The following is a 14,688-nucleotide window of genomic DNA, read 5'->3' as shown; positions in this document are numbered from 1 at the left end:
GGAATCAGGGAGAAGTAACCCATGCGCGTTTTGACCCCCCTCACCAGTGCAGTTTTATTGGCCGTCGCCTGCGCCAATGCACAGGCCATGTCCTTGCAGGAAGCCGTGCAAAGCGCCGTGGATTACCACCCGGAAATCAAGGCGGCAAGCAGTGGCCGGCTGTCCGCCGATGAGGACGTGAAAATGGCCCGTGGTGGTTACTACCCGACTGTCGACCTGGTCGCAGGCTATGGCCGGCAACGCTCGGACAACCTCAATACACGGGGTCTCAACCTCGACGGCACGCGTAACCACAACAAAGAAACACTGAACTACACCCAGTCGGAGCTGCGGCTGCGGCAAATGCTGTTCGACGGTTTCAACACCGCCAACGAAGTGGATCGCCTGCAATCCACAGCCACGTCCCGCGCCTATTACACCCAGGCAACCGCGCAGACCGTCGCGCTGCGGACCATCGAGGTCTACCTGGAAGTGCTCAAGCGTCGCGAGTTGCTGAGCCTGGCGAAGAACAACCTCCAGGCGCACCTGCGGGTCAACGACCAGATCGGGCTGCGCAGCGAACGCGGCGTCGGCAGCACCGCCGACCTCGACCAGTCCACCGCCCGCCGCGCCCTGGCGGAAAACAACCTGAATACCGCCGAAGTGGATCTTCAGGACGCCGAGGCCAACTTCTACAGCGTGGTCGGCCGTATGCCGGATGAACTGGAAAGCCCGGCGTCGATCAAGGGCTCGCTGCCCGCCAATCTGCAGGATGCCCGTACCGCCATGCTGCAGGACAACCCCTACCTGAAATCGGCCCAGGCCGATATCGAGGCGGCGGAGAAGCAATATGAAGTGGCCAAGTCGCCGTTCTATCCACGCTTCGATGCCGTGGTGTCCACCAGCGCCAACAACAACATCGGTGGCGAACCGGGCCATAGCAACACCGACTGGAGCGTCGGCGTGGAGATGAACTACAACCTGTTCCGCGGCGGCACCGACAAGGCACGCTTGCAGTCGGATGCGTACAAGATCAACCAGGCCATGGACATCCGCAACAACGCACTGCGCCAGCTCACCGAAGACTTGTCCCTGGCCTGGAACGCGCAGCAGAACGCGGTCAAGCAGACACCCTCGGCCAGGCAATACGCGGAAACCACCACCCGCGTGCGCGCCGCCTACCAGGACCAGTTCGGCCTTGGCCAACGTACCCTGCTCGACCTGCTGGACAGCGAGAACGAGCTGTATAACGCCAACCGGCGCTATGTCGAAGTGCGCTATATCGAAGAGTTCTCCGGCTACCGCCTGCTGGCCAACATGGGCGACCTGCTGACCCGGCAAAGGATCTCCCTGCCACCTGAAGCCATCGCCCAGAGCGAAGTGCGTACCAACGTGCAGTTACCCGATATGCGTTGACCGTGTTCCGCCACCTCGGCGGAGAGGTAGGCCATTGTGACCAGCATGCAACCGGCGAGCTCGGCGGACCAGCGCCAGAGTTTCGATGATCCGTTACTCGATGGGCTGTTGATTCTCTGCAAGCTCCACGGTTGCACGGCCAGCCGCGCCAGCCTGAGCAGCGGCCTGCCCCTGCCGCAGCAGCGTCTGGACCTCGACCTGCTGCCCCGGGCAGCGGCCCGTGCCGGTTTGCAGGCGCGGGTGCTGCGGCGCGAGCTGGAAGCGATTTCCGCCCTCAACCTGCCGGTGCTGCTGCTGTTCAAGGACGGCCGCTGCGCCGTGCTGCGGCGCTGGAAGGATGACGACCAGGCGCTGATCCTGCCCTGCGAAGCCGACGGCGGCGAACAGTGGGTCAGCCGCCAGGAATTGGCCGAGTCCTACGCCGGCCACGCCCTCTTCGCCCGCCCCCGGCATGAACTGGAACACCAGCGCGACCCGCTGGTGCCGCGGGTCCACGCCTGGTTCCGCGATACCCTGCGCCAGTCCCGCTGGCTGTACAGCGACGCCCTGCTGGCCAGCCTGCTGATCAACCTGCTCGGCCTGATGGTGCCGTTGTTCGTGATGCAGACCTACGACCGCGTGGTGCCCAACCAGGCCACCTCGACCCTGTGGGTGCTGGTCATCGGCCTGCTGATCGGCACGTTGTTCGAACTGGTGCTGCGGGTGGTCCGCGCGCACCTGCTGGACCAGGCCGGGAAGAAGACCGACCTGATCCTCTCGGCGACCCTGTTCGAGCGCATCACCGGGATGTCGATGAAGGCCCGCCCGGCCACCATCGGCGGCTTCGCCCAGAGCATCCATGACTTCCAGGGCCTGCGCGAATTTCTCACCGCGGTGACCCTGACCAGCGTCATCGACCTGCCCTTCGTGGTCCTGATGCTTGCCGTGATCGGCCTGCTCGGCGGCTGGCTGGTGCTGATCCCGCTGATCGCCTTTCCCCTGACCATCATCTTCGCCCTGCTGATCCAGGTGCGCCTGCGCGACACCGTGCAGAAAAGCCTGGCCCTCGGCTCGGTACGCCAGGCCCTGCTGATCGAAACCCTCGGCGGCCTGGAAACCCTCAAGGCCTGCGGTGCCGAAAGCGAGCGCCAGTACCAGTGGGAAAGCACCCACGGCGCCCTGACCCAACTCGATGCCCACGCCCGCCAACTGTCCGCCCTGGCCACCAACGGCACGCTGTTCGTCCAGCAATTCTGCGGCATGGCCACCATCGTCGCCGGGGTGTACAGCATCATCGCCGGCAACCTCAGCGTCGGTGCCCTGGTCGCCTGCTACATGCTCGGCAGCCGGACCCTGGCGCCGCTGGGGCAGATCGCCGGGCTGATCACCCGCTACCAGCAGGCGCAACTGACCATGCGCAGCACCGATGCGCTGATGGCCCTGCCGCAAGAGCGCCGCGCCGACCAGCAGCCGCTGGAGCACACCCGCCTGCAAGGGGCGCTGGAGCTCAACCGGGTGACCTTCCGTTACCCCGGCCAGGCCAACCCGGCACTGAACGGCGTCGGCTTCAGCGTCAAGCCAGGCGAACGCGTAGGGATCATCGGCCGCAGCGGATCGGGCAAGAGCACCCTGGCGCGGCTGGTGATGGGCTTCTACGAACCGGATGACGGCCAGGTCCTGTTCGACAACCTCGACCTGCGCCAACTGGACATCGCCGACCTGCGCCAGCAGCTGGGCTATGTCGCCCATGACCTGCCGCTGCTGGCCGGCAGCCTGCGCGACAACCTGACCCTTGGCGCGCGTTATGTCAGCGATGCGCGGATGCTCGAAGTCGCCGAGCTGACCGGCGTGAGCGAACTGGCCAAGCAGCATCCGCGGGGCTTCGACCGGCCCCTGGGCGAGCGGGGCCAGTTGCTCTCCGGCGGCCAGCGTCAGGCCGTGCTGCTGGCCCGGGCGATGCTGCTGGAACCGCCGATCATGGTCCTCGACGAGCCCACCAGCCATATGGACAACAGCAGCGAAGAGCAACTGCGCCAGCGCCTGCACGGCTGGATCGAAGGCAAGACCCTGCTGCTGGTGACCCACCGCACCTCGATGCTCAGCCTGGTGGACCGGCTGGTGGTGCTGGACAACGGCAAGATCGTGGCGGACGGGGCCAAGGATGCGGTCATCGATGCGCTGCGCAAGGGCCGGATCGGGCAGGCCCTGTAAAAACCAAAGCACACCGCGAACCCTGTGGGAGCTGGCTTGCCAGCGATTGCAATAGTGAATTCACCATGGCTATCGCTGGCAAGCCAGCTCCCACAGGGTTCGCGCTGAACCGACGATCGATGTTTTGCTACACAAGAGGCGCACCCCATGTCCTCGCTCCGCAGCTACTTCCACAGCTTCAACAAGACCGCCGAGCACGACTACCTGCCGGACCTGTCCAGGGCCACCCTGCAGGACTCGCCACGCCGCTCGCGGCTCACCGTATGGCTGGCGGCGGCATTGCTGCTGGTGGCACTGGTCTGGGCCAGGTTCGCCGTGCTCGATGAAGTGACCGTCGGCGAAGGCAAGGCCATCCCGTCGAGCAAGGTCCAGGTGATCCAGAACCTCGAGGGCGGCATCGTCACCGAGATCTTTGTCCGCGAAGGCCAGATGGTGAACAAGGGCGATACCCTGCTGCGCCTCGACGACACCCGTTTCCAGTCGAACAAGGGTGAAAGCGAAGCCGACCGCTACGCCCTCACCGCCCAGGTCGACCGCCTCGCGGCGGAGGCCGAAGGCAGGCCGTTCCAGGTTTCCGCGGAGGTGCGCAGCAAGGCGCCGCAGGTGGCCGAGGACGAGATGGCCCTGTACCAGTCGCGCCAGCGCCGGCTGGCCAGTGAGAAACAGACCCTCAATGAACAACTGCGGCAAAAGACCCAGGAACTGGCCGAGTTCCGTTCCAAGGTCGAGCAGTACCGCTCCGGGCTGGCCTTGCTCCAGCAGGAGCTGGACATGTCGACGCCGCTGGTCAAGACCGGGGCCATCTCGCCGGTGGAAATCCTTCGCCTCAGGCGCAATGCCGTGGAAGCCCGTGGCTCGCTGAACGCCACCAGCCTGGCGATCCCCCGGGCCGAGGCGGCGATCGCCGAGATCAAGAGCAAGATCGAGGAAACCGACGCCAGCTTCCGCTCCGAAGCGGCCAAGGAGCTCAATGAAAAACGCACCGATCTGTCGAAGATCACCGCCACCAGCGTCGCCATCGACGACCGGGTCAAGCGCACCACGGTGGTGTCGCCGGTGCACGGGATCATCAAGCAGCTCAAGGTCAACACCATCGGCGGCGTGGTCCAGCCGGGCAGCGACATGGTGGAAATCGTCCCGGTGGAGGACAACCTGCTGATCGAGGCCCGGGTACGGCCGCAGGATGTGGCCTTCCTGCATCCGGGGCAGAGTGCGATGGTCAAGTTCAGTGCCTATGACTACTCCATCTATGGCGGGCTGAAGGCCAAGCTGGAACTGATCGGGGCGGACACCATCACCGATGACAAGGGCAATGCCTTCTACATGATCCAGGTGCGCACGGACAAGAATCACCTGGGCGGGGACAACAAGCCGCTGCTGATCATCCCGGGGATGGTGGCGACGGTGGACATCATCACCGGGGAGAAGAGTGTGCTGGATTATCTGCTGAAGCCGGTGCTCAAGGCGCGGACCGAGGCCTTGAGAGAGAGGTAATGCCCGGGAATCTCCTGTGTTGCTGATGGCCCAATCGCTGGCAAGCCAGCTCCCACAGGTTCACCGGTGTCTGCAAGAGCACTGCTGTACCTGTGGGAGCTGGCTTGCCAGCGATGAGGCCATCAGCATCAGCGCAGATGATTGCGCTCGAACGTCTCCAAACCCATCGCCGCAATCTGCCCCTCGATCAACACCTCGAACGGCCGCAGCAACGCATCGAAGCGCCCCGCCCCCTCCAGCACGTTCAGCGCCTGGGTCACCGCTTCCACCGTCGACAGCGCCCCTTCCTCCGGCGCCTTGCGCAGCCGGTAGCGGGAAGGCTGCACCTGGGCCAGGGTCACCCGCGGCAACCCTTCCAGCAGCGGATTGAGGTACAGCAGCTTGCGCGCCTTGCGCCAGGTTCCGTCCGGCACGATCAGCAGCCACGGCCGCTCATCCGCCGAACCGGAATAGGCCGTCAACGCCTGCGCCTCGTCTCCCGGAAACAGCAGCCCCACCCGATACCCCGGCGTGGCGATCAACCCGGAAAGATCCTCGAACACCTCCCCCACCCGCAGCTCGGCATTGCGCAGCCCCAGCGCCGCCAGCCGCGCCGTATTCAGCGCATGGCGCACTTCATCGGGATGCTGCAACAGCACCACCCGGGTCCGGCTATCAAGGGACGGGATCGAGGGGCAAAGGCAATGGCTTTGTGGACGCAGGCAGCGTTCGCACTGGATTCTGGACATCGGGTTCTCCTGGGGCGATGAATTTTGCCACAGCAGTCCCGGAAAGCACCCACATCCTTGTGGGCCGGTGAAGGGAAGCTAACGATTAAAGCGTTCGGCGAGGTCGTGCAGGTAGCCGGCCATGCGCTCCAGTTCCTGGCTGATTTCCGCGCCTTCGCGGGCCTGCCCGGCGCTGCGGTCGCAGAGCTGGGCGATGCGCACGATCTGCTGGTTGATGTCTTCCACCACATGGCTCTGCTGCTCGGACGCCGTGGCGATCTGCTGGCTCATGCCGGTAATCCGGCTCACCGCCTCGCGAATTCCGCCCAACGCCTGCTGCACCGCCTCGACGCTGTGCACGCTGTCGCGGGAGATCTGCTCGCCCTTGCTGGCACTACTGACCGCCCGGTCGGCGCCGGCGCGCAACGAAGCGATGATCTGGTGGATCTCCTCGGTGGACGCCCGGGTACGCTGGGCCAGCGAGCGCACTTCATCGGCCACCACGGCGAAGCCCCGTCCCTGCTCCCCGGCCCGGGCCGCCTCGATGGCGGCATTGAGGGCCAGCAGGTTGGTCTGCTCGGCAATCGAGGTGATCACATCCACCACGCTGCCGATGGACTGGGTCTGCTCGGCCAGGGCATTGACCGCCTGGCCGATCTCGTGGACCGCCTCGGTCATGCTGCCCATGGCCTTGAGGCTCTGCTGGGCAAGATCACTGCCCTGGCGGGTAAGCTCGTCGGCGTCAGACGCGGCGTGGGCCGTGCTCTGCACGTTGTGCGTGACTTCCTGGATGGTCGCCGCCATCTGCGCCACGGCGGTGGCCGACTGATCCGTCTCGCTGCGCTGGCGGTCGAGCATCTGCGCCTGGGAGTCAGACAGTTCCGAGGACTGCGAAGCCCGGGTTTTCACGCTGACACCGGCGTCCACCAGGCGGGTCAGCGCCGTCTGCAGGCGCGCTTCCTCGCTGATCATCGCCAGATCGAGCTGACCTTGCGGTCCGAGATTTCGGCTGTAGGTCAGGGCCACCAAGGGGCTGGTGAAGGCTTTCGGATGTTCTGCCAGGGTACGGCGGATAATCCGGTTCTGGCGGTTTTCCAGAAGAAACCAGGCGCCCAGCAAACTGGCCATGAGCAAGCCGAGGGCGGCGTACTGGGGCAAGGTCAGGTAGCCGATCACCGAGACCAGCCCGGCCAGCAGCAACGGCCAGCCATGTTCCAGTACATCCATGGCCCTGGCAGCCAGCGGTGTCGGCGAGCGTCCGGCACGTAATCGGGCGTACAAGGCCGAGGCCCGGCCCACCTGCTCGCGGGTCGGCAACGAGCGCACCGACTCATAACCACTGATCCGGCCGTTTTCGTAGATCGCCGTGACATAGGCGCTGACCCAGTAGTAATCGCCATTCTTCGCGCGGTTCTTGACCACGCCCATCCACGGCCGGCCTTCCTTGATCGTCTCCCACATATGGCCGAACACCGCCGGCGGCATATCCGGATGGCGCACGATGTTGTGGGGCTGGCCGATCAGTTCTTCGCGGGTGAAACCGCTGATGGCGACGAAGGCATCGTTGCAGTAGGTGATCCGACTGCTCAGGTCGGTGGTGGAGATCAGTCGCTGTTCCTGGGGGAAGGTTCTTTCCTGCTCGGTGACGGGCAAGTTGTTACGCATCTTGCGATCCCTGCTGATGAGAGTGTGGGAAATTTCATCACAGCAAGAAAAGGTCTAGCAGAGCATTCATCCGGGTGTAGGCAATGAGCCAGTATTTTTACCATAAGCACAAAGTATTGCTGGCCATTTGCCTTTACCCGCTGGGGGTCAATTGCGCGCGCAACAGGTCGCGGAAGGTCTGGATCAGTGGCTCGCGGCTACGGCCCCGGCGGATGATCATGGAAAATGGCGCCTGGTAACCGAAGGTCGCTGGCGACAGCACCCGCAGGTCACCCTTGTCGGCCCAGGCCTGGGCGTAGTGTTCGGGCAGGTAGCCGATGTAGGCGCCAGACAGCACCAGGATCAGTTGCGCCTCCATACTTTCCACGGTCGCCGCACTGTGCTTGAAGCCATGCCGGGCCAGTTCCGCCTGGCTCCAGTAACCGCGCCCGACCATGCGCTGCTGGGTGATCACCTGCTCGGGAATGCGCCGCTCGTGGTACAGCGGGTGTCGGTTGCTGCAATACAGCCAGTGCTGCTCGCGGTACAGCGGCTGGTAGACCAGGCCACTCATTCGCGTGGAGAACGCACCGATGGCCAGGTCCAGGCGATTATCCTGCACGCCCAGCTGCAATTCGTAGGGACTCGACACCGACAGGTGCAGGTGCACCGCCGGGTGTTCCTGGCTGTAGGCGCCGATGGCCTCGGCCAGGGGCAAGGCGCGGTCGCCGACGGTGGAGTCGATCACGCCCAGGTTGAGGGTGCCGCGCAACTCGCCCTTGAGCGCCGCCGCATATTGCTCGAAGCCATCCAGTTCGGCGAGCAGGCGCAGGGTCTCCTGGTGGAACAGCTCGCCCTTGCTGGTCAGGCTGAATCCGCCACGGCCGCGATGGCAAAGGACGATCCCCAGCGCCCCTTCCAACTGGCTCATGTAGGTACTGATGGCCGACGTGGACAGGTTGAGGTCACGCTGGGCATTGGCGAAACCCTGGTGGCGCACCACGCTGGCAAAGATGCGCAGCAACTTCAGGTCGGGCAGGTTCGAGGCCATGGCAGGGGCGTCCGCAGGTCGGAAATCGCCACAGTCTAAACGCGCTCGGGCTAATAGTTTAGAAAAACCTGAACTAAGTATTTGCCGGTAGCGATTCTTCCCGGGCACTACCTTTTGCAGACTGCGCCGCACAGCAACTGTTCCAGGACACTTTCGGCTGGCTGGCCGGTGTCGAGAACAGATATCAACAACTAGAACAATCGAATCGATGAGGCCCGAAACCGTGGACAAGATTCTGCACCAACCACTGGGCGGCAACGAAATGCCGCGCTTCGGCGGCATCGCTACCATGCTCCGCCTTCCTCACCTGCAAAGCCCGGCCGGCCTGGACGCTGCCTTTATCGGCGTGCCGCTGGACATCGGTACCTCCCTGCGCTCCGGCACCCGCTTCGGCCCGCGGCAGATCCGCGCCGAATCGGTGATGATCCGCCCGTACAACATGGCCACCGGCGCTGCGCCGTTCGACTCGCTGTCGGTCGCCGATATCGGTGACGTGGCAATCAACACCTTCAACCTGCTCGACGCCGTGCGCATCATCGAAGAAGCCTACGACGAGATCGTCGCGCACAACGTGATCCCCCTGACCCTCGGCGGCGACCACACCATCACCCTGCCGATCCTGCGCGCCCTGCACAAGAAGCACGGCAAGATCGGCCTGGTGCATATCGATGCCCACGCCGACGTCAACGACCATATGTTCGGCGAGAAGATCGCCCACGGCACCACCTTCCGCCGCGCCGTGGAAGAAGGCCTGCTGGATTGCGATCGCGTGGTGCAGATCGGCCTGCGCGCCCAGGGCTACACCGCCGAAGACTTCAACTGGAGCCGCAAGCAGGGCTTCCGCGTGGTCCAGGCCGAAGAGTGCTGGCACAAGTCGCTGGAACCGCTGATGGCGGAAGTCCGCGAGAAGGTCGGTGGCGGCCCGGTGTACCTGTCCTTCGATATCGACGGCATCGACCCGGCCTGGGCGCCGGGTACCGGTACTCCGGAAATCGGCGGCCTGACCACCATCCAGGCCATTGAAATCATCCGTGGTTGCCAGGACCTCGACCTGATCGGCTGCGACCTGGTGGAAGTCTCCCCACCCTACGACACCACCGGCAACACCTCGTTGCTGGGTGCCAACCTGCTCTACGAAATGCTCTGTGTGCTGCCCGGCGTAGCCCGTCGCTAACCGCCATGGCAAGGAGCGTCATGCGGCAGGAGCCATGACGGCGACCCGTTGAGCACGGGTCGCGCTACTACGAAGAAAAGACCCGTGGCGCCTTGCCGCGCCCGGGATCGATCTCACATAAAAAAGATAATTGGAGACACCCATGGCCTTGGACATATTCGTTGTACTGATATACGCCGCCGGCATGCTGTTGCTGGGCTGGTACGGCATGCGCCGCGCCAAGACCCACGAGGAATACCTGGTGGCAGGACGCAATCTGGGCCCGACCCTGTACATGGGTACCATGGCCGCCACCGTGCTGGGCGGAGCTTCCACCGTCGGCACCGTCAAGCTGGGCTATGTCCACGGCATCTCCGGTTTCTGGCTGTGCGCCGCGCTGGGCCTGGGCATCATCGCCCTCAACCTGTTCCTCGCCAAACCCCTGCTGCGCCTGCGCATCTTCACCGTGACCCAGGTCTTGGAGCGCCGCTACAACCCGATGGCGCGCCAGGCCAGTGCGGTGATCATGCTCGCCTACGCGCTGATGATCGGCGTGACCTCGACCCTGGCCATCGGCACCGTGCTGCAGGTGCTGTTCGAACTGCCGTTCTGGGCGGCGATCCTGCTCGGTGGCGGCGTGGTGGTGGTGTATTCGACCATCGGCGGCATGTGGTCGCTGACCCTGACCGATATCGTCCAGTTCGTGATCAAGACCGTGGGCCTGATGTTCGTCCTGCTGCCGATCTGCCTGTACCGCGTCGGCGGCTGGGACCAACTGGTGGCCAAGCTGCCGGAAGCCAGCTTCAGCCTGACCACCATCGGCTGGGACACCATCATCACCTACTTCCTGATCTACTTCTTCGGCATCCTGATCGGCCAGGACATCTGGCAGCGGGTGTTCACCGCCCGTGACGAGAACGTCGCCAAGTACGCCGGCACCACCGCAGGTATCTACTGCGTGATCTACGGCCTGGTCTGCGCGGTGATCGGCATGGCCGCCCATGTGCTGCTGCCGGACCTGGGCAATGCCAACAACGCCTTCGCCGCGATCGTCAAAACCGCACTGCCGGACGGCATCCGTGGCCTGGTGATCGCTGCGGCCCTGGCTGCGATGATGTCCACTGCCAGTGCTGGCTTGCTGGCGGCGTCCACCGTATTGACCGAAGACCTGCTGCCGAAGCTGCGTGGCGGCAAGCAGTCGAGCCTGGCGATCAACCGCCTGTTCACCCTGCTGACCGGTATCGCCGTGCTGGGCATTGCCCTGGTGGTGGAAGACGTGATCAGCGCCCTGACCCTGGCCTACAACCTGCTGGTGGGTGGCATGCTGGTGCCGCTGATCGGCGCGATCTACTGGAAGCGCGCAACCACTCGCGGCGCCATCGTCAGCATGAGCCTGGGCTTCGTGACCGCGCTGGCGTTCATGATCAAGGACGGGATGGATGCGAACACGCCGATCTACTACAGCCTGGCGATCGGGCTGGTCAGTTTCGTGGTGGTGAGTTTGCTGTCGCGGCCGGCGGTGAATGCGGCCAAGCTGGCTTGATGGGAAGCTGCAAGCTTTAAGCTTCAAGCTGTAAGAAAAAGCCGGCCAGTGGCACGAATGCTTTTTCTTGCAGCTTAGGGCTTACCGCTTGCAGCTCGACTCCCTCAGCGCCGCGGCTGACGCCTGCGCTTCTCTTCATCGGCAGGAATCGGTACCGGTTGCATCGGCGGGATCAGGCCCAGGGCCACCGCCAGGTCGTGGAGCCAGTTCATCATCAGGTTTTTCATAAGGTCCCCCTTGAGGGTCATCGTGGCAATCCAATGGCAACGATGTTTCCCAGTCATCATAGGACGAAATCCTACATGCCGCTTGTAGAATTCAACAGCTTTCTGATCCGGATCAAGCGCTGAGCGCCTGGCCGACGGACGGTGCTTTCCGCTCCTGCTCCTGCAAGCTCACCCAGGCATCCAGATTCGCCCCACGCATGCCACGGCGCCAGACCAGCCAGGTGGTCGCCTGGTCGAACGGCGTCTGCAAGCGATGCACCGCGACATTCTCCCGACCCGGCAAGCTGTCGAGCATCGACTGCGACATCAGCGCCACCCCGGAGCCCGCCACCACGCAGGCCAGCATGCTCGGGTAGGACTCGATCTCCATGGCCCGGCCCATGGCCGCATGGTCATGGGCGTACCAGGCTTCCAGGCGCATGCGGTAGGAACAGCCCTTGCGGAAGGTGAACACCGCCCGCCCCGCCACATCCCTCGCACTGCGCACCGGAGGATGGTCAGGCTCGGTGAGCAGGACCAGGGTTTCCTCGCACAGCGGCACACCATCCAGGCCCGCCAGCGACAGCGGGCCGTCCAGCAACGCGGCGTCGAGGCGACCGGCCAATAAACCTTCAAGCAATTCGCCACTGGGCGCGGTCTGCACCTGCAGGTTCACCGCCGGATAAGCCTTGTGGTACCGGGCGAGCAAACCCGGCAGATGAATCGCCGCCGTGCTGTACATGCTGCCGAGAACGAATTCGCCAGCCGGCTGCCCGCCCTGCACGGCCGCGAAAGCCTCGTCATGCAGCGCCAGCATGCGCCCGGCGTAGTCCAGCAACACCTTGCCGGCCGGCGACAATTGCAGGCGCTGGCGCTCGCGATGGAACAGCTCGACACCCAGCTGATCCTCAAGCTGGCGCAGACGGGTCGAGAGGTTGGACGGCACGCGGTGCAACTGTTCGGCAGCGCGGGTCACCGAGCCGGTCTCGGCCACGGCCTGGAAAATGCGCAGTTGGCTCAGCTCCATAACCGTTCTCCAAAATTGAACAAGTCGCTCATTATTATTCAATTTTTATGAATGACAACCACCGGTAGTCTGACGGCATCGAACGCATCCTTCTGACAGGAGTACCGGACATGTCGCCCACCCTGCGCTTACTCGCCAGCTTTGTAGCCTTGATGATGGCCATGGGCATCGGCCGCTTCGCCCTCACCCCGCAACTGCCGCACCTGGTCGGCGAAGGCCAGTTGAGCCTCACCGCCGCCGGCCTGGTGGCCGCCGCCAACTACCTCGGCTATCTGCTCGGTGCGCTGGATGCGATGTTCGCCCGCCGCCCGCAGCAGGTGCGCCTGCGCCTGAACCTCGGCCTGTGGCTGTGCGTGCTGCTCACTCTGGTGTCGTACAGCGCCGACGGACTTGTCAGCCATGCCTTGCTGCGCTTCGGCACCGGTGTCGCCAGCGCCTGGGTGATGGTGATGATCACCAGCCTCAGCCAGCCACTGGCGGCGCGCAGCAATCTGCCGCGACTCGGCGCACTGGTATTCGCTGGCCCAGGCCTGGGGATCATGCTGACCGGCCTGCTGGCCCTGGTGTCCAACCTCTTCGGCCTGGGCTCGGCGCCGCTGTGGCTGATCTATGCCGCCACGGCGCTGATCATGCTGCTGGCCGTGCGCCCGCTGCTCCCTCAACCTGAAGAAAGCCCGCTGCAACCCGCCAGTGGCCTGACCACCCACCCGAACCGGGGTATCGCCCGCCTCGGCCTGATCTACGGTCTGTACGGCATCGGCTACATCATCCCGGCTACTTTCATGTCGCAGATGGCGAATGCGCGCTTCCAGGGACAGTGGATGGCCGACCTGTTCTGGCCCGGTTTCGGGCTGGCGGCGGCGATTGGCGTGATGCTGCTGAGCCTGCGTCGGCCGACGACGAACAGCACACCGCGCTGGCTGATGCTGACCCTGTGGCTGCAAGCGGCGGGTGTGTTCGCCTGCCTGATGGGCGACGGCCTCGGCCTGGCCTTGGGCGTAATCCTCTGCGGCACGCCGTTCCTGGCCTGCATGCAACTGGTGATGCAGCGCTCGCGGGAACTGGCGCCCCACTCGACGCAACGCAATGCCGGCCTGCTCACCGCCTGCTTCGCCGTCGGCCAACTGTGCGGCCCGTTGCTGGCCGCACTGAGCAATCAGTTCGCCGGCAGCCTGCAACCGGCGCTGATGGTGGCCGGCAGCGGCTTGCTCCTGGCCGGCCTGCTGACCCTGCGGCCTAACGCTGTCCCAGCATTGTGCGCAACCGCCTGCGCACCCACTGCTCGGCGCTGACCAGGACGATCCCCAGCAGCACGCAAACCGCGCCGAGGATGAAGTTCAGGCTCAGGGGCTCATCCAGCAGCAGCACACCGAAGGTCACGCCGAAGATCGGCGTGACGAAGGAGAACACCGCCAGGTTCGAGGCCAGGTATTTGCGCAGCAGCCAGAACCAGGTCAGGTAACTGAAGAACGACACCACCAAGGCCTGGAACAGCACGCTGCCGATGGCGATAGGGGTCAGGGAGACGTGGGTGATCTTGCCGCTGAACGCCGCGATCAGCAGCAGACCGACGAAGCCCACCGCCAACTGGTAGAACAGGGTCAAGGTCGCCGGCGCCTCGGACAGCCGCGAGCAGCGCACCACCACGGTGGTCGCGCCCCAGGCCGCGCCGGCCAGCACGCCGAAGGCATCGCCCAGCAGCATCGGGCCATTGAGATCATCCAGCGACACGCCGCCGGCGAAGGCCACGGCGATCCCGCAGAACGACAGAAGGATGCCCAGCCACTGCAACGGCCGCAGGCGCTCGCTGGGCAGGCTGAAATGCAGGCCGAGGGCCGTGAAGACCGGGGCGGTGTAGAGGAACACAGACATATGCGCCGCCGAAGTGCGCAGCAGGCCCTCGGCGATAAACAGGAACTCCAGGCCGAACAACGCACCGGCCAGCAAGCCCGCGCGCCAGGTCGTCCCGACCTGCTCCCAGCCGCCGCGCCAGCACATCAGCAGGCCGACCAGCAGCGCAGAGATGCCGGAACGGGTCGCCGCCTGCATCACCGGGGCGATATCGGCGGCGGCCCATTTCACCATGACCTGCTGGACACCCCAGATCAGGCACAGGCCCAGCATGACCTGGAAGGCGAAGGCATCGGGATTGCGACGGGTAGCGCTCATCGCTCACCCCCGAACTCTGGCAACGGCATGACTACCTCTTGGCAGCTACGAATTGGCGCCAATTATTGATGACGGTGGTCAGGTATTACCAGATATGTCTTGCACCATT

12 protein-coding genes and 1 pseudogene are annotated in these 14,688 nt (G+C 64.6%); 6 read left to right on the top strand and 7 right to left on the bottom strand.

The genetic code is table 11. The features are described 5' to 3' along the window. Positions 1 to 21: 21 nt before the first annotated feature. The 3 genes from AC2CQI_RS27980 (at position 22) to AC2CQI_RS27970 (ending at position 5,079) form a co-directional block, all read left to right on the top strand. Positions 22 to 1,395, top strand: coding sequence for a TolC family outer membrane protein (locus AC2CQI_RS27980; RefSeq protein WP_484578521.1), 1,374 nt, complete (start codon positions 22 to 24; stop codon positions 1,393 to 1,395). 36 nt (positions 1,396 to 1,431) lie between these two features. Further along, the gene (locus AC2CQI_RS27975; RefSeq protein ID WP_484578520.1) at positions 1,432 to 3,585 is read left to right on the top strand and encodes a type I secretion system permease/ATPase; all 2,154 of its coding nucleotides are present in this window, start codon (positions 1,432 to 1,434) and stop codon (positions 3,583 to 3,585) included. Positions 3,586 to 3,732: 147 nt separating this feature from the next. After that, a complete protein-coding gene (locus AC2CQI_RS27970) occupies positions 3,733 to 5,079 on the top strand; it encodes an HlyD family type I secretion periplasmic adaptor subunit (RefSeq protein ID WP_075804261.1) in 1,347 nt (448 codons plus the stop codon). A 128-nt stretch (positions 5,080 to 5,207) separates the two neighbouring features. Here AC2CQI_RS27970 and AC2CQI_RS27965 read toward each other — a convergent pair whose 3' ends face one another. The 4 genes and pseudogenes from AC2CQI_RS27965 to AC2CQI_RS27950 all read right to left on the bottom strand — a co-directional run bounded on the left by AC2CQI_RS27965 (position 5,208) and on the right by AC2CQI_RS27950 (position 8,481). Continuing rightward, positions 5,208 to 5,807: a tRNA-uridine aminocarboxypropyltransferase gene (locus AC2CQI_RS27965; RefSeq protein WP_484578519.1), complete on the bottom strand. Its 600-nt coding sequence runs from the start codon at positions 5,805 to 5,807 to the stop codon at positions 5,208 to 5,210. Between the two features lie 78 nt (positions 5,808 to 5,885). Beyond that, entirely contained in the window at positions 5,886 to 7,013 is a 1,128-nt protein-coding gene (locus AC2CQI_RS27960) for a methyl-accepting chemotaxis protein (RefSeq protein ID WP_372239125.1), read from the bottom strand. 156 nt (positions 7,014 to 7,169) lie between these two features. Beyond that, positions 7,170 to 7,451: pseudogene (locus AC2CQI_RS27955) on the bottom strand (PAS domain-containing protein); the annotation flags it as partial. A 133-nt stretch (positions 7,452 to 7,584) separates the two neighbouring features. After that, positions 7,585 to 8,481 carry a LysR family transcriptional regulator gene (locus AC2CQI_RS27950; protein WP_075804264.1) on the bottom strand — a complete coding sequence of 299 codons (897 nt, stop codon included), beginning with the start codon at positions 8,479 to 8,481 and terminating at the stop codon, positions 7,585 to 7,587. A 223-nt stretch (positions 8,482 to 8,704) separates the two neighbouring features. On the opposite strand from AC2CQI_RS27950, the gene speB reads away from it, so the two are divergent. Both speB and AC2CQI_RS27940 read left to right on the top strand, forming a co-directional pair. Then, the gene (gene speB, locus AC2CQI_RS27945) at positions 8,705 to 9,655 is read left to right on the top strand and encodes an agmatinase (RefSeq protein WP_075804291.1); all 951 of its coding nucleotides are present in this window, start codon (positions 8,705 to 8,707) and stop codon (positions 9,653 to 9,655) included. A 142-nt stretch (positions 9,656 to 9,797) separates the two neighbouring features. After that, on the top strand, positions 9,798 to 11,177 hold the full coding sequence (locus tag AC2CQI_RS27940) for a sodium:solute symporter family protein (RefSeq protein ID WP_075804265.1): 1,380 nt from the start codon (positions 9,798 to 9,800) through the stop codon (positions 11,175 to 11,177). Between the two features lie 104 nt (positions 11,178 to 11,281). On the opposite strand, the gene AC2CQI_RS27935 is transcribed toward AC2CQI_RS27940, so the two are convergent. Together AC2CQI_RS27935 and ptrR are read right to left on the bottom strand one after the other, a co-directional pair. Next, positions 11,282 to 11,404, bottom strand: a complete 123-nt coding sequence (locus AC2CQI_RS27935; RefSeq protein WP_256721154.1) for a PA1414 family protein — start codon at positions 11,402 to 11,404, stop codon at positions 11,282 to 11,284. Positions 11,405 to 11,516: 112 nt separating this feature from the next. Then, on the bottom strand, positions 11,517 to 12,410 hold the full coding sequence (gene ptrR, locus AC2CQI_RS27930) for a putrescine utilization regulator PtrR (protein WP_484578518.1): 894 nt from the start codon (positions 12,408 to 12,410) through the stop codon (positions 11,517 to 11,519). 110 nt (positions 12,411 to 12,520) lie between these two features. On the opposite strand from ptrR, the gene AC2CQI_RS27925 reads away from it, so the two are divergent. After that, positions 12,521 to 13,702 (top strand): MFS transporter, encoded by a 1,182-nt coding sequence (locus AC2CQI_RS27925; RefSeq protein WP_484578517.1) that lies wholly within the window; start codon positions 12,521 to 12,523, stop codon positions 13,700 to 13,702. On the opposite strand, the gene AC2CQI_RS27920 is transcribed toward AC2CQI_RS27925, so the two are convergent. Beyond that, positions 13,647 to 14,579: a DMT family transporter gene (locus tag AC2CQI_RS27920; RefSeq protein WP_075804268.1), complete on the bottom strand. Its 933-nt coding sequence runs from the start codon at positions 14,577 to 14,579 to the stop codon at positions 13,647 to 13,649. The genes AC2CQI_RS27925 and AC2CQI_RS27920 overlap by 56 nt on opposite strands. Between the last annotated feature and the right edge of the window lie 109 nt (positions 14,580 to 14,688).

The organism is Pseudomonas sp. P2S-1, from assembly GCF_057197725.1.
Note: the sequence above shows the minus strand (reverse complement) of the source record. Positions and strands in the feature narration are given on the sequence as shown.